The sequence below is a fragment of the Ruegeria sp. HKCCE3926 genome (assembly GCF_017872515.1).
GTDB lineage: Bacteria > Pseudomonadota > Alphaproteobacteria > Rhodobacterales > Rhodobacteraceae > Ruegeria.
The window spans coordinates 1,183,457-1,206,479 of the sequence record NZ_JAEDOU010000001.1 but is presented as its reverse complement, the minus strand read 5'-3'; the positions used below and the strand labels follow the sequence as shown (position 1 = coordinate 1,206,479).

Here is a 23,023-nt window from a genome sequence, read left to right as displayed (position 1 = left end):
GCGTCACTCGTCCTGGGGGATCAGGCCCAGACCGCGCAGGTAGATGCCGATACCGCTTTCCAGTAAATCTTCGGGAGGAAAAGGCGAAGTTGCGCCGGTATTTCGGGCGTACAGCTCGACGACGCCGTGGCTCATCGCCCAGATATGGGCGCTGAACATCGATGCGGGCGGGCGCTTGTCAGGCGGAATATGCTGGGACAGGTCCGCGGCCGCTTTTTCAAGAACGGCCTTCGCCCGATTGGCGGCCAAGGACAATTCGGGTGTCCGGTTCAGGGAAATCCCGCTTTCGAACATGGCGATGTAATGCCCGGGATTCTTGCGCGCAAAAGCCAGATACGCACGCCCCGTTGCTTCAAAAGCGGCAAGGGCTGAAGGCTGTCCCTCGTCATAGGCGTATTGCATCAGGTCTGCAAACATCTCAAACCCCTGCCGTGCGGCTTCGGCAATCAGGTCCTCGCGCCCTTGAAAATGACGGTAGACGGCGGCAGGCGTGACACCGGCCGTTTTGGCCGCCTCGGACAGCGTGAAACCGGTCGGGCCCTTGTCTTCGATCAGGGACAAGGCAGCCTCGATCAGGGCTTGCTTCAGGTTTCCGTGGTGATAACCGCGTTTCGTCATCCCGGCCTCAGTTGCATTGATTGCGTGTTGGAAGACAAGGACATAGACCACCGACGCATTGTCGTCCAATACATGATCGTGAAGGCATCGACGGGGCAGGGCGGGGAGACAATTTACGCCTCCCACATATCCGGGCCACCGCAGATACGGGCATCAATCTCGCCGATACTCTTCTCGTCCTTCTCATCATAGTCCAAGGCATGCAGAACCGTTCGGATGGCCGCAAGCCGCGCGCGTTTCTTGTCGTCAGAACGCACAATCGTCCACGGGCAGGCATCAGAATGCGACCGGGTCAGGGTTTCCGAGATCGACTGCGTGTATTCGTCCCATTTGCTCAGCCCTGCGATGTCGATCGCGCTGAGCTTCCAATGCTTCAAAGGGTCGTTTTCGCGCGCCAGAAAACGGTTCAGTTGTTCTGCGCGCCCGACATTGAGCCAGAACTTGAATAAATGGATGCCGTCATTCACCAGGCCCGTTTCAAGTGGCAGGACCTGACGGAAAAACCTCTCACGCTGTTCCTGAGTGCAGAAGCCAAAGACATTCTCGACGACACCTCGATTGTACCAGCTGCGATCAAAGAACACGATCTCTCCTGCGGCGGGCAGATGCGGGATGTAGCGCTGAAAATACCATTGGCTGCGTTCGGCGTCTGATGGTTTGGCCAGCGCAACGTTGCGTGCGCCGCGCGGGTTCAGGTTTTCGCGAAACCGTTTGATGGTGCCCCCTTTGCCGGCGGCATCGCGGCCTTCGAAAATGATGGCAACCCGCTGGTCGGTTTCCTTGACCCAGGATTGCATTTTGACCAATTCGATCTGAAGCAGGTCCATCTGCTCTTCATAATCCTTGGTCTTCATTTTTTCGGAATACGGGTAGGTCGGGTTCAGAATATCGCCTTTTTTCGCGTTTTGAATCTCTTCCCGTACAGATCTGGGCGCGTCTTTCAGAAAATACTTTTCGATAGAGCCTTTTCCTGACCGGGCCATGTGTCACCTCGCGATAAAATCCATATCTAACTATGGATTAGAGCGTGGGTTAACGCAAACCCGCGCGCTGCGCCGCGCGATCTATCGCGGCGGCCACCTCAGGCGCCGCGACCACCTGTGGCATATGGCCGACTCCCGGTAGCTCGATCAACTCGGCGCCGGGGATCTGTTCGATCAGGCGTTCAGAATGCCATTCAAGACCAACGGTGTCGTCGGCCGTTCCGTGGATGATTTCCGTCGGAACGGAGATCTCGCCATATCTGGGTTGCAGACGGGTAATTTCGTCCAGCAGGTTGGCGCGTTGCTTGGCGTTTGCATGAATCGAGCCACGCCGGATCGTCAGCCCGGGCCCGAAATGATCCGCATAACCTTCGGGCGCCGTTTGCGGTGCAAAAACTTTGTCCAACACCTGTGTGACGTACCACTCGGGTACGAAAGAGCTGATCAAGGGCAAGGCCAGCAGATTGCCCGCCGTGGTTGACGCAAGCCGGTTGAACCCATCCAAAGGCGTTTCCCATGGGATAGCGGCCGGGGCGATCAGAACCAGAGCCGAGATATTCTGGGGTCGGGTCACGGCCCAGGCCAACGAGACCGATCCGCCATAGCTCTGCCCGGCCACGATGGGTTTTTCCGCACCAAGCTGAGCCGCCGCCCGTTGCAGGATATCCGCCTGTTCAATGATGGTTTCGCCATCCGGATTGAAGCTTTCGGAATAGCCCAGGCCCGGTCGGTCAAAAACGATCACGCGGTATGACCTGGCCAGAATGGGGGCCAGCGCAAAGGTCATGTCGCGCGTGTTCCCGCTGGAACCATGGATCAGAACGACATCAGGGCCGTCCCCCATGACCACGGCGTGCACGGCGATGCCGCCCACATCCAGAATCCGACCCTCGGGGGGGAAAGCCGCCTCGGCCAGCGCTTCGTTCCGGGCGCTGCGCCAGGTTGTCAGTATGACAAGGCCCAGAACGGCCAGGCCAAGGGATATCAGGACTTTAGTGGCCAATTTTTGTCATGTCGAAAGGCGTGGTCTGATAGATTTCGTTGATCCAGTTGCCGTACAGCAGATGTGCGTGACTGCGCCACCGGTTCTGCGGCGTTTTGGATGGATCATCATCGGGGTAATAGTTTATCGGCACGTTGATAGGCGTGCCGTTGCTGACGTCCCGATCATATTCCTGTTTCAGCGTATCACTGTCGTATTCGAAGTGATTGAAGATATACAGCGCGCGATGGCCGGGATCTTCGACCAGACAGGGGCCGACATCGTCGCTGCCCAACAGGGTCCTCAGCCCGGGTGCGCGATCGATTTCATCCTGTTTCATTTCCGTCCATCGGCTGACCGGAATGACACAGTCATCTGAGAAACCGCGCAGGAACGGAGACGCCGGGTCCAGGTTGCGATGCCGGAAACACCCAAAGGCTTTTGCGTCCAGCATGTACTTTTTGACACCGTGAAAATGGTTGATCATCGCCATCCCGCCCCAGCACACACCAAAGGTGGAATGCACGTTGGTTTGGGTCCAGTCGAAGATCTCGCTGATTTCGTCCCAATAGGTGACATCATGAAATTCCAGATGTTCGATCGGGGCACCGGTGATGATCAGGCCGTCGAATTTCTGATCCTTGATCTCCTGAAACGGGCGATAGAATTCGGACATATGCTCGGCGGCGGTGTTCTTGGTCCGGTGTTCGGTCATGCGGATCAAAGACAGATCGATTTGCAACGGGGTTGCCCCGATCAGACGCGCGAACTGGTTTTCGGTCTGGATCTTCTTAGGCATCAGGTTCAGTAATCCGATGCGCAGCGGGCGGATGTCCTGACGCATTGCCTGATCTTCGTCCATGACCATGACGCCCTCTTTGGTCAGGACGTCAAAAGCAGGCAGTTCCGATGGGATTTTGATGGGCATATGTCAGGCTTCTAAGAGATCAGTGAAAACTGGTAGTTAGGCGTTATTGCGCGTCGTCTCAAGTGTGTGTTCGATCAACTCATCGAAATCAGCGGCATCGCGGATTTTTCCGATGTCGTTGGCGGCAATCGTCACGCCCCAGTTGTTCGCCATGGCTTCGTAACGCGGCTGGCGGTGCGCCAAGGCCTGTGCATAGGTCCAACGGACGAAATCATCGGGATCAACATCCGCTTCCGAACAGCCTTGCAGATCCAGATAATCTGTCCACGCCTTGGTCAGGAATTCGGCCTGATAGGACATCGGCTTTGGGGCTTTGTCAAAACGGCGTACAAGCTCTGCCGTGTGTTCCTCATCCCCCTTCAGCCAGATCATCAGGGTGTGTTGCGAAAGCTCGGACAGTACCCGATCGTTCGGATCTTCGGGGTCTACCCATTCGCAGATCGATCCACCGGTGTCGCAGATGAAATGGGGGTATTTGTACAATCGCTCGGCCCGGTCGATGAAATACTCGGTATCCAGCAGAGCGTGTATTTCGGCCAGCCGAAACTGTTCCTGCCTGCGGCGGTATTCCGGCATTTCCAATCCGCCAAGGGCAGGGTTGCCCGGTTTGCCCAGATAGGCTGCGACCGGAGTCAGGTTCGCGAACGAGATATTTGAGCCGATGTAAATGGAATCCGACAGGAGCAGGTCACGCAAGAACGGGACTTTCATCGCCTCGGCCTTTGCATTGTCGGTTATGTATTCGCCCATGTACCGGGTGCCGATGCGATAGTCGATCGAGTAGTGAAACCAGTTCCCTGAGTCCCGAAGAATGTTCGAGACATATGTCTTGCCCAGACCGGACATACCAAAGAACAGCACCTTCTTGCGGCTTGCCGTGCGCCAGTCTTCGGCTGAGTTGTAGATCATCTTGTGCTGTCCCTTTTTTGCCTTTGCTAAATCGGGCAGCGCACGGCGTCAATCACGGCGGCCAGTTCGGTTCAATACCAGAAGACCCATGGCAAGGATGACAAAGCCGAAATAGGCATTCGACGGCAGCGCTTCGTTCCGCACAATCGCGCCAAGCACGATGGCGACAGGAGGGATGACAAGCGTCACCAGCATCAGGTTGCCGCTGCCCGCCATCGCCAGCACGCGATAGTACAAAAGGTATGCCCCCGCTGTTGCCACAATGGCGTAATAGCCAATCGCAGCCCAGGTGATAGCGGGCAGAGCAAGCGTTGGCACCCCGTCCGTCATGAGCGCCAGCGGCAGGATCAGCAGGGTCGAACCCGTCAGCATTCCTGCCGCCGCGACAACGGGGTGAAGGCCAGACAGATGATACCGCGCCCAAGCCGCGGCAAAAGCATACGAGAGCGTTCCGGCCAACACGGCAAGCTGGGCTGTGTTTTGCAGGCTGAAAGACGTGAAGGTCTGTATTCCGATGATGATCGAGACACCGAGAAAACCCAAAACGACTCCGATGACCCGGGCTTGTGTCAAACGTTCATCCTTGAAAAACAGCGCCGCAACCAGAACACCAAAGATGGCCGTGGTTGCGTTCAGAATGGCCGTAAGCCCCGAGTCGATGTAAAGCTGACCCCATGCCATCAAGCTGAATGGGATGACATTGTTCAGCAACCCCATGATCAGAAATGCACCCCAGATGCGGGCTGAGCGGGGTAGGGATAGTCCCTTTGCCCAGGCCACCAGCCAAAGCACCAGCATCGCCCAGAACGTGCGGTGCAAAACCGATGTCATAACGGGAATGGAATCCAGGGCGATCCGGATGGCCACAAAGGACGCGCCCCAGATGACGGCCAGAAGAAGAAGTTCGACCCAGGCGCGCCGAGAAAGGTGTTTTTGCGTGTTCATGGCCGCACAATTCCATTCATTCGACAGATATACGACCCGAAACCTGCGCATAAAAAAGGCCCCGCTGAAACAGCGGAGCCTTGAGGTTAGTCACCTTTGGATTAGTTCAGCGCGTATGTAATCTGGAAGCCAACGCTCCAGGCGCTGTTGCCAGTGAATGTTCCGCGCGCATTCGGGCCAGCGCCATTGGCTGTCGCGTCACCGATGTCGGTGTAACGAACACCGCCGGAAATCTTGGCCTTCTCCAGCGAGTACGTTCCGCCCAGACCAACGCTCCAGAACCCGTCGGTCGGGCCGAGGTTTGATACTGGCGTGCCCTGGGATGTCTCGTAGCCCAACGTCACAGCGCCGCTGAACTCTTCCGAGAATTGATATCCCAAGCCCAACGAATAGGTGAAGGTCGCATCGGCGTAGTCAACAAGGTTGCTGGTCGGCGGGTAGTTTGGCGGGTTGTACACCAGCTGTGGCCAGTCGACCCAACGGATAGAACCAAACAACAGCGTTTTAGGCGCGACGCCTGTCTGGAAATCCAGGTTGATCGACTGGGGCGTCTCGATTTCGCTGTTTGTGTTGAAGGTGGCCACGGTTCCTGGTGGAATCGGCGGGATCGGTGGTGGGTTCAGAGATTCTGTTTGTGACAGATCGTGACTGATCTTGGAGTTGTAGGTCAGCGACACACGTGCCGCGATTTCCGGTTTCTCCCACGCGACACCGATTACGTAGCCGAATGCTGTGTCGGCATCGGAGTCAACCTGATATCCCGCAGCCAGGGGAACGGTGACCGAAGCCTTCACACGCTGCGCACGAATGCCGCCGATCGCGCTGAACCCGCCATCGAATTTGTAACGCAGCAATGCCGTGATGGCGTCCGTGTCCGCTGTGGCCCTCAGAGTGTCGGTGCGACCTCCCGGAATAGGGTTGATCGAAAGAGGGTAGGTGTTTGCGTATTCAATGTCTGCGCCAAAGGGCTGGTCATACATGATCGCGAAATCGAGCTTTTCGGTCAGTGACGTTTTGTAGCCGAGATGCGGTGTGAAAAAGTCGTTCGCAACCTCTCCGGAATCGACCGGTTGCCCGATGTTTGGTCCGGCCAAAGCAGGCATGGTGCCCGTTACGCTGGGATTGGTGTATCCCAACCGGAACTGAACAGCTGATCCTTCTTCGAAGATCAGGTTGATGCCCTGACCGCTTCGATCTAGGCCGCCTGCATATCCTGCCGTCGCTCCAACGCACAAAGCGCAGGTCGCGAGAAGTGTTTTTTTCATTCTGTCCTCCCTAACAATCCATGGCGGGCTTCACTGGCGTTTGGTTGAGTGTAATGAACGCCTGTCCCGTGTATGATGAGCGATACTCTCTTTTTGGTTACTTTAAGGTCAACTGGTGACGGTGCGTTACGTATTGCGACTAGTGTTTTCAACTGTTGCTAAACTGTTACGGCTTTCAGACCAAATATTCAGGAAAATACCGGAAAAGATGACCGCCGCCCCGATCAGGACCCAGTGGTCTATGGGTTCGTGGTACAGGATCATTCCGACCACTGCGATCGTGGGAAGCCTCGCAAAATCAAATGGGATCACAACTGTCGCCGGGGCAATGGCCAATGCGTTGGTTATGCAGAAATGGGCCAGCAGCCCCGCCAGCCCGACCAGAACCAAAAACGGAACAGTTTGCGCCGTAGGCAAGGCAATCTGCCCATCAAAACCGGCCGCGACGGCCCCAAGTACCGCCTGCATGGAAGTAAGCCAGAAAACGATGCATCCGATGCTGGAAAAGCGCGTGAGCTTTTTGGTTGTGATCGTTGTAAATGCAAAGAAAATCGCAGACGCGGCTGCGGTCGCAAGGCCAGGGCTCAAAGGCGCACTGCCTGGGCGCGTGACAATCAGAACGCCCGCAAAACCGATAAGCGCTGCCGTTATCTTGAGGGGCGTCAGACGTTCGTTCAGCAGCAGCGGCGACAGCAGGATCACCCAAAGCGGCTGTGTGAATTCCAGCGCGAATACCTGCGCCAGAGGCGCAACAGCGACCGCATAGAACCAAAGATTCTGCCCTGTGAAATGCAGGGTGTTTCGCAGGGCGTGCAACCCCAGGCGTTGCGTGGAAACCTGAACCCAACCGCCTGTGGCCGTAAGTACGAGGGCGACAACAAGAAACCCCACTAGGCTTCGGTACATCATGATCTCGAACGTGTCGTGCACGAGGCTCAGTTCGCGACCGGCAACCGCCATCGAGGAGAAGGACGCGATGGCTCCGGTCATCCACAAGGCGGCTTTGAATGTGTTTTTTTGTGTCTGATTCACGTGCGCACCCCGACCTGGCCGCGCGGTCACGGCCCCGGTACCGGGGCTTTCGCTACGCGATCAAAAAGATTGAATTCGTTGAATCATTGAAACGCTTATGAAGCGTCAGGTTCAAGGTCGTGCCCGACATTTTCAGGCACGGCTTGGCAAGATTTCCCGGGATCGGGTCGTTTTGGCGTCGAACGCCGTTGCGGTTTGCCGGATCATTCCCACTCGATGGTTCCGGGCGGTTTCGAGGTGATGTCATATGTGCATCGGTTGATGCCCTTGACCTCGTTGATGATCCGGGTTGCCGTTTCGCCAAGGAACTCATGGCTGAACGGGTAATAATCCGCGGTCATCCCATCGACCGAGGTGACGGCCCGCAGCGCACAGGCATAGTCATAGGTGCGCCCGTCGCCCATCACGCCGACGGTGCGGACGGGAAGGATGGCAACGAAAGCCTGCCAGATGTCATCATAAAGCCCGTGTTTGCGGATCTGATCGATGTAGATCGCGTCGGCCTCGCGCAGAATCTCCAGCTTTTCGCGGGTGATCTCGCCGGGGCAGCGAATGGCCAGACCCGGCCCGGGGAAGGGGTGACGCCCGATGAAGCTCTGCGGCAGACCAAGCTCGCGACCCAAGGCACGGACTTCGTCCTTGAACAATTCGCGCAGCGGTTCGACCAGTTTCAAGCCCATCTTTTCCGGCAGGCCACCCACGTTGTGGTGGGACTTGATCGTTACGGAAGGCCCGCCCGAGAACGACACCGATTCGATCACATCGGGATAGAGAGTGCCCTGCGCCAGGAATTCGGCGCCGTCGATGGTATCGGCGTGTTTCTGGAACACGTCGATGAACAGTTTTCCGATGATTTTGCGTTTGGTCTCGGGGTCGCTCTGACCTTCCAGTTCGCCAAGGAACAACTCGGATTCGTCGGCGTGGATCAACTGAATGTTGTAGTTATCCCGGAACATGCCAACAACTTCCGCGGCCTCGTTCTTGCGAAGCAGCCCATGATCGACAAAGACGCAGGTCAGCTGATCCCCGATTGCTTCGTGAATAAGGATCGCGGCAACCGAGCTGTCAACGCCACCGGACAATCCGCAAATGACCTTTTTGTCTCCGACTTGTTCGCGGATCTTGCGGATCATCTCTTCGCGATAGGCACCCATGGTCCAGTCGCCCTTGAACCCGGCCAGCTTTACGAAGTTTTCATACAGTTTCGCGCCCTTTGGCGTATGGTGTACCTCGGGGTGAAACTGCACGGCATAGAAGTGCCGCGATGGATCGGCCGTGATCGCATAAGGTGCGTTGGGCGAGGTTCCGAATACCTCGAACCCAGGTGCGATTTCACTGACATGGTCGCCATGGCTCATCCAGACTTGTTCAGCGCCGTCCGCGAACCAGCCATCCAGGATATCCAGTTTGCTTTTCGGTGTAACAAATGCCCGACCAAACTCGGCTGTGCCATGGCCGCTTTCGACCTTGCCGCCAAGCTGATGCATCATCACCTGCTGGCCATAGCAGATGCCCAGAATCGGAACGCCATAGTCAAAAATCTCTTGCGGGGCGCGGGGCGAGCCCTCGCGCGTCACGCTGTCCGGACCGCCCGAGAAAATCACGGCGCGCGGCGCCATTTCCCGCACGAAATCCATCGTGACATTCTGGTAAGGGTGAATTTCACAATAGACATTCAGCTCGCGCAGGCGGCGGGCGATAAGCTGCGTAACCTGGCTGCCGAAGTCGATGATCAGAAGGCGGTCGTGGGATGTCTGGGTCATAACCGGCTCATAAGTTGCAAGCCTTGCATGTGCAAGCCGTATGGCGTCATTTGGTACAAAAGCTGAGTCAAACCGGCGGAAAGATCAGGTGCCATGTCGAAGATAGAGTTCAGAACGGCTGCTGTGGTGGATGCGGATAAGGTAACGCGGTGTCTGGAAAATGCTTATGAAGATGCAATAAGCCGGATCGAGGATCTGCCTGACGTTACTGCCGGAATCGCGGATGACATCAAGACCCATCGCGTCTTGCTTGCGGTATCTGGCGGTATAGTTGGGGTCATCGTTTTTGACCAAGTTGACGACGCAATCATGGTGTTCAACCTTGCGGTTGCGCCCGAAGCCCAAGGGCAGGGGGTTGCGCGGCAATTGATGCAGTTTGCCGAAGAAGAAGCACAGGCGCGGAATCTATCCAAGTTGAAGTTGCGAACTCATAAAATGATGAAAGACACGATTGCGATGTACCGGCACATGGGCTGGAAAGTGACGGATCAGGTGGGTAGCGGCCTTACCATGGAGAAAGCGTTGGCGGCCGATCCTGACTGACCGCCTGGTTCGCGGTGGGGCGGCAATGTCGCTTTTCCCCCCAGAGCGCCGCAATCCCTATGCTTGAGTTCTGGCAAACCTGTATCAAAACGCTCAATCTAACCAACCAGACGGGATTTTCTCATGGCAGAGGCAAACACCCGGCGCAGGGCGAGAGGTGGCGGTGGCGCCGCCCGCCGTGCCGAGCGTACCGCAGTTCGTATCGAGACTGCGAAATACATCGAACGCAACATTCCGAATTTCGAGATCCTCAACGAAGAGGCGCTTGAGATTATCGAAAACAACGCTGAAACCGTGTTGGAAGAAATCGGCGTCAACTTTGTCGACAATCCTGCAGCTTTGGAACGGTGGCGTGACGCGGGCGCAGATATCGACGGTGAGCGTGTGCGCATTCCGCGTGGTCTGGCGCGTGAGCTGATCAAGACAGCCCCCAGCCAGTTTACCCAGCACGCCCGCAACCCCGAAAAATCGGTTGTAATCGGTGGCCGCAACATGGTTCTGGCCCCGGTATACGGTCCTCCGTTCGTGCGTGATGCACAGGGTGGGCGCCGCTATGCAACCATGGACGATTTCAACAAGTTCGTGAAACTTGCCTACATGTCCAAGTGGTTGCACCACTCGGGCGGTACGGTGTGCGAGCCGACCGACATTCCGGTGAACAAGCGCCATCTGGATATGCTGAAGGCGCATATGACCCTGTCGGACAAGCCTTTCATGGGCTCGGTAACCGATCCCAGCCGGGCACAGGATTCGGTTGAAATGTGCGAAATCCTGTTCGGCAAAGAGTTCGTGCAGGAAAACACCGTGATGACCTCGCTGACCAATATCAACTCGCCGATGACATTCGACGATGTGATGATGGGCTCGTTGGAGGTTTATGCGCGCAACAATCAAGCCTGCATCATTTCGCCCTTCATCGTGGGTGGAGCGATGGCGCCGGTCTCGGTGGCTGGTACTTTGACACAGGTTCTGGCCGAGGTGATGGCCGGCGTTGCCTACAGCCAGATCATCCGTCCGGGTGCCCCCGCGATTTTCGGCGCGTTCGTGACGTCGATCGATATGAACTCGGGCGCACCCACCTTCGGCACACCAGAAGCCGCGCATATCACATATGGTGCAGGCCAGCTGGCGCGTCGTCTGAACCTGCCATACCGCTCGGCCGGGTCGTTCTGCGGCTCGAAACTGCCGGATGCGCAGGCGGCCTACGAAACAGCGAATTCGCTGAACATGGGGCTGCTTTCGGGCGTGAACTTTATGCTGCATTCCTGCGGCTGGCTGGAAGGCGGTCTGGTCGCCGATTTCGAAAAGTTCGTCATGGATGCGGATCAGTTGGGAGTGCTGCATTCACTGGCCAAGGGCGTTGCTTATGACGAAAACGCGCAGGCCATGGACGCAATCCGCGAAGTAGGGCCGGGTGGTCACTATCTCGGCTGTGCCCACACGCAGGCCAACTTCAAGGAATCCTTCTGGAAATCCGAAGTGCTGGACTACAAACCATATGAAACCTGGCAGGAAGAGGGCGCGCGTGACACGCGGGCTCTGGCCACGGCGCGGGTTGAACATTTGCTGGCCAATTATCAGCAACCGCAGATGGACCCGGATACCGCGGCGGCGCTGGAAGCCTATATCGCCGAGAAAAAGGCCTCCATGCCGGACGCATTCTCCTGATTATTGAAGAACCGAGGCGCGGCTGGCCTGATACAGCTGCGCCTCACCCAGCAGCGCTATAAGCAGATCCAGATGCCGCACCAATGAGTAGGCGGCATCATCTTCTTTTCGCTGTTCATTTACCTCTTTCTCCATCTCGAGCAAACGCAGCAGCGCCTGACCTGAACCGGGCAGCGACCCGTATCCCAGAATGCGTTGCAGATGCCTGTCCCGATTGTAATCCCGTGCCCCGAATCTGGCAGCACGCGCCAACATGCGTGGGCGGCGGAGGGTTGCGATCATTGTCATCAGGTCCTGCATGTTATGTGTCCCTTTTTTGGAAATTGATGGATCCTGTTTTGCACAACCTAAGCGGGTGTTGCCTTAGTCAGAGTCCTCCCGAACGATGGTTTCACGACTGTTTATCTTTTTGAATCAAATCTGGTTCTTGCCTTGTGTGGTTAACGAACGAGTAACGAATGGACCTCTAGTTAGATTTGGTTAACCCACATTCCGAGGGCGAAAAGTGGCAGTTTGTTTTGTCGACGAGGGCAAATAATTATGGAAAACAACATGGCTTTCACCATTCCGGCATGGGTTCCAGAAGGGGCGCAAAGATACCTTGCTCATACCGAGACCGGTCGCTCGATCCGCGATATCGCGCGATCAGCCGGGTGCCATGCGTCAACTATCCTCAGACAAATTCGACGCATCGAAATGCGCCGCGACGATCCATTGGTGGATGCCGCCTTGCAATCGCTTGCAGAGACACATTTTTCAGTTTCGGAGTGCGCCGACGGCCCGACAAGCGGGTCAGAAAACGCGGTTGAAGAAGAATTTGAAAATGAGGCACTGCGTGTGTTGCGCCGCCTGAGCGAGACGGGTTCGGTCCTTGCCGTGGCCGAGGAAATGGACAAGGCGGTCGTCGTACGCGACACCGGCAATGCCGGGGCTACAAGAACCGCAGTCGTAGAATGCAGGATCGCGCAGGCCCTGGCTTTGAAAGACTGGATCACCTGCGACAGTCCCGGACGCATTTCGCGATATCGGATTTCCGCAGCGGGACGAACGGCGCTAAGCCATCTGATCGCCAAGGCAGAAAACAAGGCGCGTGCCGGGACTGACTTTGGTTTTGCCGAAGCTCAGAGTAGCTTTCAGGGCAAGCCTTCGGGCGGGTCCGCCGAGCGGGTCAAACGCATTCGGTACAGTGCTGTGGAAAGCCCGCTGATTGCTTTGTCGCGCAGACGGGATCGTGACGGAAAACCGTTTCTGGATGACTCCCTCGTCAGCGCCGGCGAGCGCTTGCGCGAAGATTTTGAGCTGGCACAGATTGGCCCTCAGGTTTCGCAGAACTGGGATCGTTTTCTGACGACAGGTGGTCGAAGCAGTTTTGCCAGTGAAAGCCATGGGGGAAAGGGGGCTTCCGATGCGAAGGACCGCGTTGCACGTGCCTTATCCGACCTGGGACCGGGTCTGAGTGATGTTGCGTTGCGATGCTGTTGCTATCTGGAAGGGTTGGAGCTGGCGGAAAAGCGAATGGGTTGGTCTGCGCGGTCCGGCAAGATTGTCCTGCGGATCGCCCTGCAACGCCTGAAACGGCATTATCAGGAGCAGGCGGAACGAGATCGGATGATCGGCTGAACAGAAAAAGGCCCGGTGTAAACGGGCCTTTTCTTTGGATTTGAGGCTTAGGCCATTTCAGGTTCTGCTGACGCCTTCAGGTGTTTCATCAGGTTTTCCGGCGAGGACACGCCATAGGGGTCCTCCGGGCAATTATCCATCAGGCCGGGCTCTTCGAACCACGCCTCGACAACGCCATCATTGACGATGGCCGCATAGCGCCACGAGCGCATTCCGAAACCCAGATTGTCCTTGTCGACCAACATGCCCATTTTCCGGGTGAACTCCCCCGATCCGTCGGGGATGACTTTCACGTTCTTCAGGTCCTGATCCTGTGCCCATTTGTTCATCACGAAACTGTCGTTGACGGACATGCAGTAAATTTCGTCGATCCCCATGGCCTTGAAATCGGCATAGCCGTTCTCAAACCCAGGCAGCTGATAAGTCGAACAGGTTGGGGTGAACGCACCCGGCAATGAGAACAGGATTACGCGCTTTCCGGCGAAATAGTCAGCTGTCGTCTTGTCTTCCCAACGGAACGGGTTTGGTCCTTCGATGGAATCGTCACGGACACGGGTGTGAAAGGTCACGTCGGGCAGTTTTGCGCCGGTTTTCATAGTCAAACTCCTGTGATTCACATATGATTTTGGTATGAATTAAAACAGTTCTAAACCGCATTCAATCGCGTAAACGCTGCGATTGCGAATAAGGCCAACGTCTTGCTAGATATTGAAATTAAATCGCAAATACGAATACGCGCATGATACCTTTCTGCGCTTGCGAGGGTACAACGCATAGCGGCTATGCGCCGCTGGTCTAACACCGCGCTTCTGTCTATGTTATGAGTAACAAGAGTTGACCCAAAGTCAGGAAAACGACCGTGCGAGATCTGAAGATCCCCGAAGAGCGCCATCCGGAAAAAGCCCATCGTCCGGACAATGCACAGCCCAAAAAGCCAAATTGGATCAGGGTCAAGGCACCCGGTGGCAAGGGCTATGCGGATACGCGGCGGATCATGCGCGACAACAATCTGGTGACGGTCTGCGAAGAAGCAGGGTGCCCCAACGTAGGAGAATGCTGGAGCCAGGGTCATGCCACCATGATGATCATGGGCGAGATTTGTACGCGCGGCTGCACCTTCTGCAACATTGCAACCGGTCGCCCCGACGATCTTGACGCATTTGAACCCGGTCGCGTGGCCCATGCGGTCGAAAAACTTGGCCTGAACCACGTGGTGATCACCTCGGTGGACCGTGACGACTTGCAAGACGGCGGGGCCGAGCACTTTGCGCAGACAATCCGCGCGGTACGTCATCGTTCTCCGAAAACCACGATCGAGATCCTGACACCGGATTTCCTGAAATGCGACAACACTGTCCTTGAGACCGTGGTCGAAGCGAAACCGGATGTGTTCAACCACAATCTGGAAACGGTGCCGGGTCTCTACCCCGAAGTGCGCCCGGGGGCGCGGTACTTTCATTCCCTGCGCCTGCTACAGCGCGTGAAAGAACTTGATCCGTCGATCTTCACCAAATCAGGCATCATGGTCGGGTTGGGCGAAAACGAACAGCAAGTGCGCCAAGTCATGGACGACATGCGCGCGGCGGATATCGATTTCCTGACCATCGGCCAGTACCTGCAACCGACTCCGAAACATCACGGAGTAGATCGGTTCGTAACCCCGGAAGAGTTCGCATCTTACGAAAAGGCGGCCTATGGCAAGGGGTTCCTGATGGTATCCGCGACACCTCTGACCCGGTCTTCGTACCACGCGGGCGACGATTTCGCCCGGCTTCGCGCGGCCCGGCAAGCAAAGCTACAGCAAGCGTGACACCCGAGCGGATCGCGCAGCTTATCCGCCTGCGCCACGAGTTTCACCAACAGCCAGAGCTTTCGGGGCAAGAGGAGCATACCGCGGCGCGGGTTGCGGATCTTTTGCGCCAAGCGGGTGCGGACAGAGTTCTGTGCGGCATAGGCGGGCACGGTGTCGCGGCCTTTTACGAAAGCGGTACTGCCGGACCCACGGTTGGAATTCGATGCGAACTGGATGGGCTGCCAATTCAGGAACGCTCGGATCTGGAATACGCGTCTCAGATTGCAGGCAAAGGGCATCTGTGCGGCCATGATGGCCACATGGTGATGGTCCTTGGGGTGGCGGAGGCGTTGAAAGAACAGCGCCCGAAATCTGGCCGCGTGGTTCTGATTTTCCAACCCGCCGAGGAAACCGGACATGGCGCTATTGCTTATCGGGCCGATCCTCAGTTCGCTGAGGTTTCCCCTGACATCGTGCTGTCTCTGCATACTTTGCCGGGGCTGGAGCTGGGCGCGGTGGAACTGTGTGAAGGTCCCGCGAACTGTGCCTCGCGCGGGATGCAAATCGTTCTGACAGGCAAAACCTCACACGCAGCGGCCCCTCAGGACGGCGTGTCACCGGCAGGTGCTTTGTCGACGTTGATGCCGGCATTGGCCAGATTGGGGGCGGGTGGCGACTTGGATGACACCTACGCTTTGACCACGGTTACCCATGCCACTCTGGGCGAGCGCACAGTTGGTGTCGCACCGGGGTGGGCCGAATTGTGGGTAACCCTACGCACGGTTTCGGACGCGCGTATGGCAAGCCTGATGACGGATGCGGAAACTCTGGTAAAAAACACGGCGAAGGCCGAGGGGCTGGCGTTCGAAATCAGCTATGACGAGGTATTCGAAGCCTGCGTCAATGACCGTGAAGCCGTTTCGGTTTTGGCCAAAGCCTGTGCCGATCGGGGCGTCGCGTGCCGGCTGGTCGATCGGCCACAGCGTTTTTCCGAAGACTTTGGCCAATTTGGCAAAGGCGCGCAGGCGGCCATGTTCTGGTTGGGGGCGGGGCAGGACCATCCACAACTGCACAACCCGGATTACGATTTCCCGGATGCGCTTATTCCGATTGGAACCGGGATTTTCCTGAGCGCGATTGATGTCGTGCTTGGCAAAACCTGCTAGTCACGATCCACTTATTTAACCAGATCGCCAACGATTCCAACGGCTTCTATAACTGTCTTCGTATCATCAGATATCGAGAGTATTTCATCATCCACCCGGATATAGCGCTGGCCGGGACCCAAAGGCTTGAGCTTCCATTTGTCGAGATCGTCGATATAGTCAAAACTCAGATCACCCGGCAGCTTCTGCCCTCGCGTGTATCTTTTGATTTGACCGGGCGGTACGGCTTTGCCGTTTGACTTGATGGATTTCTCTACCTTGCTTTTATTGGCACCTTGCCCTTTGCCCTTGTTGTCTTTTGCAGCACCCGAACTTGCAAGTGCCACGATCGCCATAACGACAGCAGCTGTCGCAACTACACGCTTCATACATAATCCTCCCGTGCTGATAGGAAGAGTAAGGGCGCGCAAATAAGTTTGTCTACTATTATTCGGGTTTTTGAATTTGGGGCGCTGGGTAGCCACTCAAATTGCCTGGGTAAAGTGCAGCTAGTCCTTGGTGAACCGGACTTTGCCGATAAACGGCAGGTTGCGGTTGCGCTGAGCGTAATCGATCCCGTAACCCACGACGAATTCATCCGGAATTTCAAAGCCTATCCAGTCTGACCGGAAATCAACTTCGCGACGGCTGGGTTTGTCGAGCAGGGCAATCGACTTGAGCCGTTTCGGCTTGCGGCTGCGCAGCAGTTTGGTGACGTGGTTCAGCGTGTGCCCGGTGTCGACGATATCTTCGACCACCAGCACGTCGCGGCCTTCGATCGCGCCGCGCAAGTCTTTGAGAATGCGCACTTCCCGGCTGCTCTCCATCGAATCGCCATACGAGGATGCCTCAAGGAAATCCACTTCGATCGGCAGGTCCAGTTCCCGCACCAGGTCGGCGATGAAGACGAAACTGCCGCGCAGCAATCCCACGACGACAAGCTTGTCGGTATCGCCGAACTCATCCGTGATTTCGCGGCATAACTCCTCAATCCGCGCCGCGATGGCCTTGGCCGAGATCATCTCATCTATCACATATGCGCGGTTAGTCATCGCAGCCCCCTTGATCTTTGGCGCGCAACATACGACATGACGCGCCATTGTCACCTGCAAATACCGGACATCATGCCAATCCATTCGGAAACCCGCCACCTGCCATACACAGCCCAGCAGATGTATGATCTTGTTGCGGATGTGGGCAACTACCCAAAGTTTCTGCCCTGGTGCGCCGCGGCCCGGATCCGCAAGACCTATGCGGTTGGTGAGGCCGAGGTGATGGAGGCCGATCTGGTCATCTCGTTCAAGGTATTCCGCGAACGGTTCGGCAGCCGGGTGACCCTGTTTGCAGATCAGAAGAAGATCGATACCGAGTATCTGGACGGACCTTTCAAATACATGAAATCCGACTGGCAGTTCGAGGACGCGCCCGATGGGGGCTGCAACATCTCGTTCCATGTGGATTTCGAATTCAAGAACGCCATCCTTCAGGGGATCATCGGCGTTGTGTTCAACGAAGCCATGCAGCGGATCGTCCGCGCCTTCGAGGCGCGTGCGAACGAACTCTACGGCTAGGCCTTTACGCGGCAAGGGCGCACGCTAGACTGCGCTCATGACGGATTTCACAGCAGCATTGGCCACCTTCGCGGCGGGCCAGGTTTCAACGACGGCTCAGGCGCGGATTGTCACGTCGCTGTCCGTTCTGGATTGGATGGCAGTTGGTCGCGCAGGGGCGTCCGAGCCGGTGTCCTGCATAGTTCGCGATATGGTCCTGGCCGAGGGCGAAAACGCTCAGGCGCATCTGTTCGGAGGGGGCGCGGCCCCACAGCGCGGCGCAGCTTTGGTGAATGGAACCATATCCCACGCGCTGGATTACGATGACACGCATTTCGCGCATATCGGGCATCCGTCAGTCGCCATCCTGCCTGCGGCCCTTGCCGTGGCCGAGTGGGATGACCGCATTCTGGTCGATCTGCTCGAAGCCGCGCTGGTCGGTATGGAAACGTCAATCCGTGTCGGCCTGTGGCTGGGCAGGGGGCATTATCAGGCCGGGTTTCACCAGACAGCGACATCCGGTGCATTCGGGGCCGCTGTTGCCGTGGGGCGGTTGCTTGGATTCGACAAGGTTCAGATGCGATCCGTATTGGGTTTGACGGCAACGCGCGCGGCCGGGCTGAAGGCCCAGTTCGGAACAATGGGCAAGCCTTACAATGCCGGGCTTGCCGCTTCGGCAGGGGTCGAGGCGGCTGTGCTTGTTCAGCGTGGATTTCAACCCAACGCCGACGCGCTGGAAGGCACGTATGGATTTGGCGCGACCCATCAGGGTGCAGCGGATCAAAGCGCGCTGGATGGTTTGGGCGATGAATGGTTGTTCGAAACGGTAAGCCACAAGTTCCACGCCTGTTGTCATGGCCTGCACGCGGCGTTGGAAGCGGCGCGCGCGCTGGACATCGCGGAACCCGAAGTGGCCGAGATTAAAATCAAAACCCATCCCCGTTGGATGAGTGTGTGCAATCAGCTTTGGCCCACAACCGGGCTGGGGGCCAAGTTCTCTTACCGGACGGTCATCGCGATGCAGGCGCTGGGGTATGATACGGCTTTGCCGGGCAGCTACACCGACAAGATCTGTGCGGACCCGCGCATTACGTCTCTGCAAGATCGCATCACGGTCGAAGCGGATGAAAACCTATCGGAAACGCAGGCGCATCTGGCCTTGTTGCGTCGCGACGGTGTCCGCCGCGAGGCGACGCATGACCTGATGACCCCAATGTCGCTGTCTGACCGCGAGGATCGCGTGCGCGTCAAAGCGTCGAAGCTGATCGGATCGGATGAGGCGGACGCGATCTGGTCGATGCTGCGCACCGGTGGTCGCGCCCGTGATCTGGCCGAACGTATGGCGGGTTAAGCCACGCTCCAGTGCAGCGGAAAACCGGGGTCGAACACCGTGACAGGCCCTTCGCCGGTGTCGATCTTTGACGGGTATGCAACCGGCTCGCCTTTGGTCAGGGTAATCGTCTCTTCGTTCACAGGCAGGCGGTAAAAGCCCGGCCCGTTGAGCGAGACGAACGCCTCGAGCTTGTCCAGCGCACCTTTGCGGTCGAACATCTCAGCCACCAGAGACATGGTATTCGTCGCGGTGAAACACCCCGCGCAGCCGCAGGCCATTTCCTTGTTTGCATCCGTGTGCGGAGCGCTGTCTGTGCCCAGGAAGAATCTCGTGTCGCCCGAGGTGGCGGCAGCCAGCAGGGCCAGGCGATGTTCTTCGCGCTTGGCGACCGGAAGGCAATAGTAATGCGGTTTGATCCCGCCCACCAGAATATGGTTGCGGTTGATGATCAGGTGGTGCGCGGTGATCGTCGCGCCCAGATCCGTTTCGTTGGCTTTGACATAGTCCACGCCATTGGACGTGGTGATATGTTCCATCACCACGCGCAGACCCGGCGTCGATTTTCGGATCGGGTCCAGAACGCGGTCGATGAACACGGCCTCGCGGTCAAAGATGTCGATCTCGGGGTCGGTCACTTCGCCATGGACACACATGGGCAGGCCGATCTCGGCCATTTTCTCCAGAACCGGGCGCACTTTGTCAAAGTCACGCACGCCCGAGGCCGAATTGGTCGTGGCCCCTGCCGGGTACAGCTTGACCGCTTTTATCAGCCCGCTGGCATGGGCGGCGGCGACGTCCTGCGCATCTGTATCCTCGGTCAGGTACAGGGTCATCAGTGGTTCGAACACCATGCCGTCGGGCAGGGCGGCCAGGATTCTGTCGCGGTAAGCGGCGGCCTGATCCCCGCGCACGACCGGCGGCACGAGGTTCGGCATTATGATTGCACGGGCGAAATGACGTGCAGTTTCGGGCAGAACGGCCTGCAACATGGCGCCATCGCGCAGATGCAGATGCCAATCGTCGGGGCGGCGGATCGTGAGGGTATCAGTCATGGCCTTCCGCTAGCATAGCTGCCCCGAAAGACCAACCAGCCCGGAACGAGTTGCCGAAAAAACTTGTCAACCAACCGGAACGTCGTAGCTCTGACAGGGGCTAGGGCCTTGACGCAATGGCGCTTGCGTGACCTGTTTGTCCGCGAAGTAGAGAGGAATTCCATGACGCAGCCAAATTCCATCGATACCGTGCAGCAGATGCTGGGACGTCAGGGCTATGTCTGCGGACGGGCCCTTGCCACGGTTGTGTTCCTGTCGCTGAAGCTTGGACGCCCGTTGTTTCTGGAAGGCGAGGCCGGAGTTGGCAAAACGGAAATCGCCAAGGCGCTGGCATCCGGTCTGAACCGCCGTTTGATCCGGTTGCAGTGCTACGAAGGTCTGGACGCATCCTCGGCCGTTTACGAATGGAACTTTCCGGCACAGATGGTTGCGATCCGAACGGCCGAGGCTTCGGGCGGGGCCGACCGGGGCGCGTTGCAGGCGGAACTGTTTTCGGATGAATACCTGATCGAACGCCCCTTGCTGCAAGCAATGCGCCCGGACGAAAACGGAGCACCGGTTCTTCTGATCGACGAACTGGACCGGACCGATGAACCGTTCGAAGCCTTTCTGCTGGAAGCTCTGAGTGATTTTCAGGTCACGATCCCTGAACTGGGCACCGTTGCAGCACCCCAACCACCCATTGTGATTGTCACGTCGAACCGGACTCGCGAAGTGCACGATGCCCTCAAGCGTCGCTGCCTGTATCACTGGGTCGATTATCCCGATTTTGAACGCGAGATCGAAATTCTGCACGCGCGCGCGCCCGAGGCCGCCGATGCGCTCAGCCGCGAAGTCGTGGCCTTCGTTCAGCGTCTGCGCACCGAGGATCTGTTCAAGAAACCCGGCGTGGCCGAAACCATTGACTGGGCCAAATGTCTGCTGGCGCTGGACGTGATGAACCTTAGCCCCGAGGTGATCGGTGACACGCTGGGGGCGATCCTGAAATATCAGGACGACATCCAGAAGCTGCAAGGGTCCGAGGCCAAGCGCATTCTGGATGAGGCCAAAGCGACCCTTGAGCCGGCCTGACGCGCTATGGCCGAGCAGATCCCGCTGGAGATTCCCGACAACCCGAAGCTGGCGCAGAACATCACCCATTTTGCCCGCGCGTTGCGGAAGGCGGGGCTGCCGATTGGTCCGGGGCGGGTGATCGATGCAATTCGCGCGGTACAAGCCGCGGGTTTCACTCAGAAACGGGATTTCTACTGGACGCTGCACGCCTGTTTCGTGAACCGCCCCGAACATCGCACGGTGTTTGCGCAGGTCTTCCGAATGTACTGGCGCGACCCGCGATACATGGAACACATGATGGCCATGATGCTCCCTGCCATTCGGGGCGTGCAAGAGGAACGCAAGGCGGATGCCGGTGAAAAGCGCGCAGCCGAGGCCCTGCTGGATGGTGTCGAACGTGACGCGCCCCAGCAGGCTGCGCAAGACGAGGGCGAAACCGAAATCGAGATTGACGCCACGCAAACGGCATCGTCAGAAGAGCGTCTTCGCAATCTGGACTTCGAACAGATGAGCACCGCTGAAATCGCGCAAGCCAAACGCGTATTGGCGCGGATGACCCTGCCGGTCAAACCCATTGAGTCGCGCCGCGGACAGGCCAGTCATCTGGGGCACCGTATCGACCGTGCCCGCACCTTGCGCGCAGCCATGCGGCAAGGGGGCGAATTGCGTGATATCGCCCGGCTGCAACCCAAACCGCGATGGCCAAATCTTGTTGCGCTTTGCGATATCTCGGGTTCGATGAGCCAATACAGCCGAGTCATTCTGCATTTCCTGCACACGGTCTCGAACGCCAAGGGGGCAGGTTGGGCCAAGGTTCATGCCTTTACGTTCGGCACGCGCCTGACCAACATAACCCGCCACTTGCATCATCGGGATGTTGATGCAGCGCTCGCCGCTGCCGGGGCCGAGGCGCAGGACTGGGAAGGGGGCACACGCATCGGCGACTGTCTGCATCAGTTCAACAGAGACTGGTCAAGACGTGTCATGGGGCAAGGTGCGGTTGTTCTTTTGATCACCGACGGTTTGGAACGGGGTGACCCGGAGAGCCTTGAGAAAGAGATCGAGCGGCTGCACCTGTCCTCCAAACGCCTGATCTGGCTGAACCCTCTGCTGCGCTGGGACGGGTTTGCCCCCAAGGCACAGGGTGTGGCGGCCATGCTGCCCCATGTCGACAGTTTCAGGGCAGGGCACTCGATTGCCTCGCTCGAGGACCTGGCCGCCGTGATTTCACAACCCGACGACCAGGGGCAGAAAGCACGGCTGATGGCCGCTCTTTCCGATTAGACCGTTACGACAACTGTTCTTCGTTGCACTTCCGGGCCATTTCCATGGCCTTGTAGGTGCCGGTCAGATCGACGGTAAATGCATAGGATGTCTCGGGGAACACGATCATGACCTTCTTCTTGGCCAGATCATCCGCGAATTGCGGGTTGTCAGACAGAATGTAACCACCGGAATAACCCTTGGTGATGTTGCCTTTCATACCTGTGGCTTCACCCAGATAGATGTTGTCCCCAATCAGGATAGCCACTTCTTGGGTTTCGCCACGTTTGATGTCGGTATCGGCTTTGGTGAATACCCCCACATACCCCACGCCGCGATCTTCGGTCAGGCCCATCTGAACGACGTTTTCCGCATCGTCCACGGCCTCGATCAGGCAGGATTTCTTTTCGTTGTCGATGAAGACTTTCCAGCCCTCGACCTCTCCATAACGTTCGAATGTGTCAGCCCACGCTGCGGTCGAAGCCAAAAGGCCAACCACTGCGCCCAGTGCAAGATAATGTTTCAACTGCTTGTCTCCGAAAAAATGTGTTTGGTATGCAGCTTGGGCAACTGGCCCGC

At 57.5% G+C, this 23,023-nt stretch carries 24 protein-coding genes; 9 read left to right on the top strand and 15 right to left on the bottom strand.

Features of this window, described 5'->3' with window-relative positions; genetic code table 11:
* Positions 1-3 precede the first annotated feature (3 nt).
* The 9 genes from I9184_RS06140 to guaA form a co-directional block, all read right to left on the bottom strand.
* Entirely contained in the window at positions 4-618 is a 615-nt protein-coding gene (locus I9184_RS06140) for a TetR/AcrR family transcriptional regulator (protein WP_152457804.1), read from the bottom strand.
* A 113-nt stretch (positions 619-731) separates the two neighbouring features.
* Positions 732-1,601: a polyphosphate kinase 2 gene (gene ppk2, locus I9184_RS06135; protein ID WP_171632860.1), complete on the bottom strand. Its 870-nt coding sequence runs from the start codon at positions 1,599-1,601 to the stop codon at positions 732-734.
* 49 nt (positions 1,602-1,650) lie between these two features.
* Positions 1,651-2,604, bottom strand: coding sequence for an alpha/beta hydrolase (locus I9184_RS06130; protein WP_209833276.1), 954 nt, complete (start codon positions 2,602-2,604; stop codon positions 1,651-1,653).
* A complete protein-coding gene (gene metA / locus I9184_RS06125) occupies positions 2,594-3,511 on the bottom strand; it encodes a homoserine O-succinyltransferase (RefSeq protein ID WP_171632856.1) in 918 nt (305 codons plus the stop codon). The genes I9184_RS06130 and metA overlap by 11 nt, the downstream gene beginning before the upstream one ends.
* Positions 3,512-3,547: 36 nt before the next feature.
* On the bottom strand, positions 3,548-4,420 hold the full coding sequence (locus I9184_RS06120) for an ATPase (protein ID WP_171613846.1): 873 nt from the start codon (positions 4,418-4,420) through the stop codon (positions 3,548-3,550).
* 48 nt (positions 4,421-4,468) lie between these two features.
* Positions 4,469-5,365, bottom strand: coding sequence for a DMT family transporter (locus I9184_RS06115; RefSeq protein ID WP_209833275.1), 897 nt, complete (start codon positions 5,363-5,365; stop codon positions 4,469-4,471).
* Between the two features lie 101 nt (positions 5,366-5,466).
* The gene (locus I9184_RS06110; protein ID WP_171723378.1) at positions 5,467-6,630 is read right to left on the bottom strand and encodes an outer membrane protein transport protein; all 1,164 of its coding nucleotides are present in this window, start codon (positions 6,628-6,630) and stop codon (positions 5,467-5,469) included.
* A 126-nt stretch (positions 6,631-6,756) separates the two neighbouring features.
* Positions 6,757-7,662 carry a DMT family transporter gene (locus I9184_RS06105; protein WP_348539504.1) on the bottom strand — a complete coding sequence of 302 codons (906 nt, stop codon included), beginning with the start codon at positions 7,660-7,662 and terminating at the stop codon, positions 6,757-6,759.
* A 203-nt stretch (positions 7,663-7,865) separates the two neighbouring features.
* On the bottom strand, positions 7,866-9,425 hold the full coding sequence (gene guaA, locus I9184_RS06100; protein WP_171723377.1) for a glutamine-hydrolyzing GMP synthase: 1,560 nt from the start codon (positions 9,423-9,425) through the stop codon (positions 7,866-7,868).
* Between the two features lie 93 nt (positions 9,426-9,518).
* Between guaA and I9184_RS06095 the strand changes: the two genes are divergently transcribed.
* Both I9184_RS06095 and I9184_RS06090 read left to right on the top strand, forming a co-directional pair.
* Positions 9,519-9,968, top strand: coding sequence for a GNAT family N-acetyltransferase (locus I9184_RS06095; protein ID WP_209833274.1), 450 nt, complete (start codon positions 9,519-9,521; stop codon positions 9,966-9,968).
* Positions 9,969-10,091: 123 nt separating this feature from the next.
* On the top strand, positions 10,092-11,636 hold the full coding sequence (locus I9184_RS06090; RefSeq protein ID WP_171632846.1) for a trimethylamine methyltransferase family protein: 1,545 nt from the start codon (positions 10,092-10,094) through the stop codon (positions 11,634-11,636).
* On the opposite strand, the gene I9184_RS06085 is transcribed toward I9184_RS06090, so the two are convergent.
* Positions 11,637-11,936: a DUF6477 family protein gene (locus tag I9184_RS06085; protein ID WP_171632843.1), complete on the bottom strand. Its 300-nt coding sequence runs from the start codon at positions 11,934-11,936 to the stop codon at positions 11,637-11,639.
* A gap of 240 nt (positions 11,937-12,176) precedes the next feature.
* Between I9184_RS06085 and I9184_RS06080 the strand changes: the two genes are divergently transcribed.
* Positions 12,177-13,256, top strand: coding sequence for a DUF6456 domain-containing protein (locus I9184_RS06080; RefSeq protein ID WP_209833273.1), 1,080 nt, complete (start codon positions 12,177-12,179; stop codon positions 13,254-13,256).
* A gap of 47 nt (positions 13,257-13,303) precedes the next feature.
* Here I9184_RS06080 and I9184_RS06075 read toward each other — a convergent pair whose 3' ends face one another.
* Positions 13,304-13,852: a peroxiredoxin gene (locus I9184_RS06075; RefSeq protein ID WP_171168387.1), complete on the bottom strand. Its 549-nt coding sequence runs from the start codon at positions 13,850-13,852 to the stop codon at positions 13,304-13,306.
* 263 nt (positions 13,853-14,115) lie between these two features.
* On the opposite strand from I9184_RS06075, the gene lipA reads away from it, so the two are divergent.
* A complete protein-coding gene (gene lipA / locus I9184_RS06070; RefSeq protein WP_152457817.1) occupies positions 14,116-15,066 on the top strand; it encodes a lipoyl synthase in 951 nt (316 codons plus the stop codon).
* Complete coding sequence (locus I9184_RS06065) at positions 15,063-16,214, top strand: amidohydrolase (RefSeq protein WP_209833272.1); 1,152 nt, start codon at positions 15,063-15,065, stop codon at positions 16,212-16,214. The genes lipA and I9184_RS06065 overlap by 4 nt, the downstream gene beginning before the upstream one ends.
* An 11-nt stretch (positions 16,215-16,225) precedes the next feature.
* Here I9184_RS06065 and I9184_RS06060 read toward each other — a convergent pair whose 3' ends face one another.
* Positions 16,226-16,582, bottom strand: coding sequence for a hypothetical protein (locus tag I9184_RS06060; RefSeq protein ID WP_171632832.1), 357 nt, complete (start codon positions 16,580-16,582; stop codon positions 16,226-16,228).
* A gap of 120 nt (positions 16,583-16,702) precedes the next feature.
* Positions 16,703-17,245: a hypoxanthine phosphoribosyltransferase gene (hpt, locus tag I9184_RS06055; RefSeq protein WP_209833271.1), complete on the bottom strand. Its 543-nt coding sequence runs from the start codon at positions 17,243-17,245 to the stop codon at positions 16,703-16,705.
* Between the two features lie 72 nt (positions 17,246-17,317).
* Between hpt and I9184_RS06050 the strand changes: the two genes are divergently transcribed.
* Together I9184_RS06050 and I9184_RS06045 are read left to right on the top strand one after the other, a co-directional pair.
* Positions 17,318-17,764 carry a type II toxin-antitoxin system RatA family toxin gene (locus I9184_RS06050; RefSeq protein ID WP_209833720.1) on the top strand — a complete coding sequence of 149 codons (447 nt, stop codon included), beginning with the start codon at positions 17,318-17,320 and terminating at the stop codon, positions 17,762-17,764.
* A gap of 37 nt (positions 17,765-17,801) precedes the next feature.
* Positions 17,802-19,094 (top strand): MmgE/PrpD family protein, encoded by a 1,293-nt coding sequence (locus I9184_RS06045; protein ID WP_209833270.1) that lies wholly within the window; start codon positions 17,802-17,804, stop codon positions 19,092-19,094.
* Here I9184_RS06045 and pyrC read toward each other — a convergent pair.
* A complete protein-coding gene (gene pyrC / locus I9184_RS06040; protein WP_209833269.1) occupies positions 19,091-20,128 on the bottom strand; it encodes a dihydroorotase in 1,038 nt (345 codons plus the stop codon). The genes I9184_RS06045 and pyrC overlap by 4 nt on opposite strands.
* 162 nt (positions 20,129-20,290) lie before the next feature.
* Between pyrC and I9184_RS06035 the strand changes: the two genes are divergently transcribed.
* Positions 20,291-21,199 carry a MoxR family ATPase gene (locus I9184_RS06035; RefSeq protein ID WP_171632821.1) on the top strand — a complete coding sequence of 303 codons (909 nt, stop codon included), beginning with the start codon at positions 20,291-20,293 and terminating at the stop codon, positions 21,197-21,199.
* A gap of 6 nt (positions 21,200-21,205) precedes the next feature.
* Positions 21,206-22,465 carry a VWA domain-containing protein gene (locus I9184_RS06030; protein WP_209833268.1) on the top strand — a complete coding sequence of 420 codons (1,260 nt, stop codon included), beginning with the start codon at positions 21,206-21,208 and terminating at the stop codon, positions 22,463-22,465.
* 4 nt (positions 22,466-22,469) lie between these two features.
* Here the strand turns inward: I9184_RS06030 and I9184_RS06025 are convergent, their stop codons facing one another.
* Positions 22,470-22,970 carry a hypothetical protein gene (locus I9184_RS06025; protein ID WP_171632817.1) on the bottom strand — a complete coding sequence of 167 codons (501 nt, stop codon included), beginning with the start codon at positions 22,968-22,970 and terminating at the stop codon, positions 22,470-22,472.
* Positions 22,971-23,023 lie beyond the last annotated feature (53 nt).

Excerpts from the sequence above, each read along its gene's own strand:
- I9184_RS06140 (WP_152457804.1), bottom strand. The coding sequence starts at position 618 with ATGACGAAACGCGGTTATCACCACGGAAACCTGAAGCAAGCCCTGATC.
- ppk2 (WP_171632860.1), bottom strand. The coding sequence starts at position 1,601 with ATGGCCCGGTCAGGAAAAGGCTCTATCGAAAAGTATTTTCTGAAAGAC.
- metA (WP_171632856.1), bottom strand. The coding sequence starts at position 3,511 with ATGCCCATCAAAATCCCATCGGAACTGCCTGCTTTTGACGTCCTGACC.
- I9184_RS06120 (WP_171613846.1), bottom strand. The coding sequence starts at position 4,420 with ATGATCTACAACTCAGCCGAAGACTGGCGCACGGCAAGCCGCAAGAAG.
- I9184_RS06115 (WP_209833275.1), bottom strand. The coding sequence starts at position 5,365 with ATGAACACGCAAAAACACCTTTCTCGGCGCGCCTGGGTCGAACTTCTT.
- I9184_RS06110 (WP_171723378.1), bottom strand. The coding sequence starts at position 6,630 with ATGAAAAAAACACTTCTCGCGACCTGCGCTTTGTGCGTTGGAGCGACG.
- guaA (WP_171723377.1), bottom strand. The coding sequence starts at position 9,425 with ATGACCCAGACATCCCACGACCGCCTTCTGATCATCGACTTCGGCAGC.
- I9184_RS06095 (WP_209833274.1), top strand. The coding sequence starts at position 9,519 with ATGTCGAAGATAGAGTTCAGAACGGCTGCTGTGGTGGATGCGGATAAG.
- I9184_RS06090 (WP_171632846.1), top strand. The coding sequence starts at position 10,092 with ATGGCAGAGGCAAACACCCGGCGCAGGGCGAGAGGTGGCGGTGGCGCC.
- I9184_RS06085 (WP_171632843.1), bottom strand. The coding sequence starts at position 11,936 with ATGCAGGACCTGATGACAATGATCGCAACCCTCCGCCGCCCACGCATG.
- I9184_RS06080 (WP_209833273.1), top strand. The coding sequence starts at position 12,177 with ATGGAAAACAACATGGCTTTCACCATTCCGGCATGGGTTCCAGAAGGG.
- I9184_RS06075 (WP_171168387.1), bottom strand. The coding sequence starts at position 13,852 with ATGAAAACCGGCGCAAAACTGCCCGACGTGACCTTTCACACCCGTGTC.
- I9184_RS06060 (WP_171632832.1), bottom strand. The coding sequence starts at position 16,582 with ATGAAGCGTGTAGTTGCGACAGCTGCTGTCGTTATGGCGATCGTGGCA.
- hpt (WP_209833271.1), bottom strand. The coding sequence starts at position 17,245 with ATGACTAACCGCGCATATGTGATAGATGAGATGATCTCGGCCAAGGCC.
- I9184_RS06050 (WP_209833720.1), top strand. The coding sequence starts at position 17,318 with ATGCCAATCCATTCGGAAACCCGCCACCTGCCATACACAGCCCAGCAG.
- I9184_RS06045 (WP_209833270.1), top strand. The coding sequence starts at position 17,802 with ATGACGGATTTCACAGCAGCATTGGCCACCTTCGCGGCGGGCCAGGTT.
- pyrC (WP_209833269.1), bottom strand. The coding sequence starts at position 20,128 with ATGACTGATACCCTCACGATCCGCCGCCCCGACGATTGGCATCTGCAT.
- I9184_RS06035 (WP_171632821.1), top strand. The coding sequence starts at position 20,291 with ATGACGCAGCCAAATTCCATCGATACCGTGCAGCAGATGCTGGGACGT.
- I9184_RS06030 (WP_209833268.1), top strand. The coding sequence starts at position 21,206 with ATGGCCGAGCAGATCCCGCTGGAGATTCCCGACAACCCGAAGCTGGCG.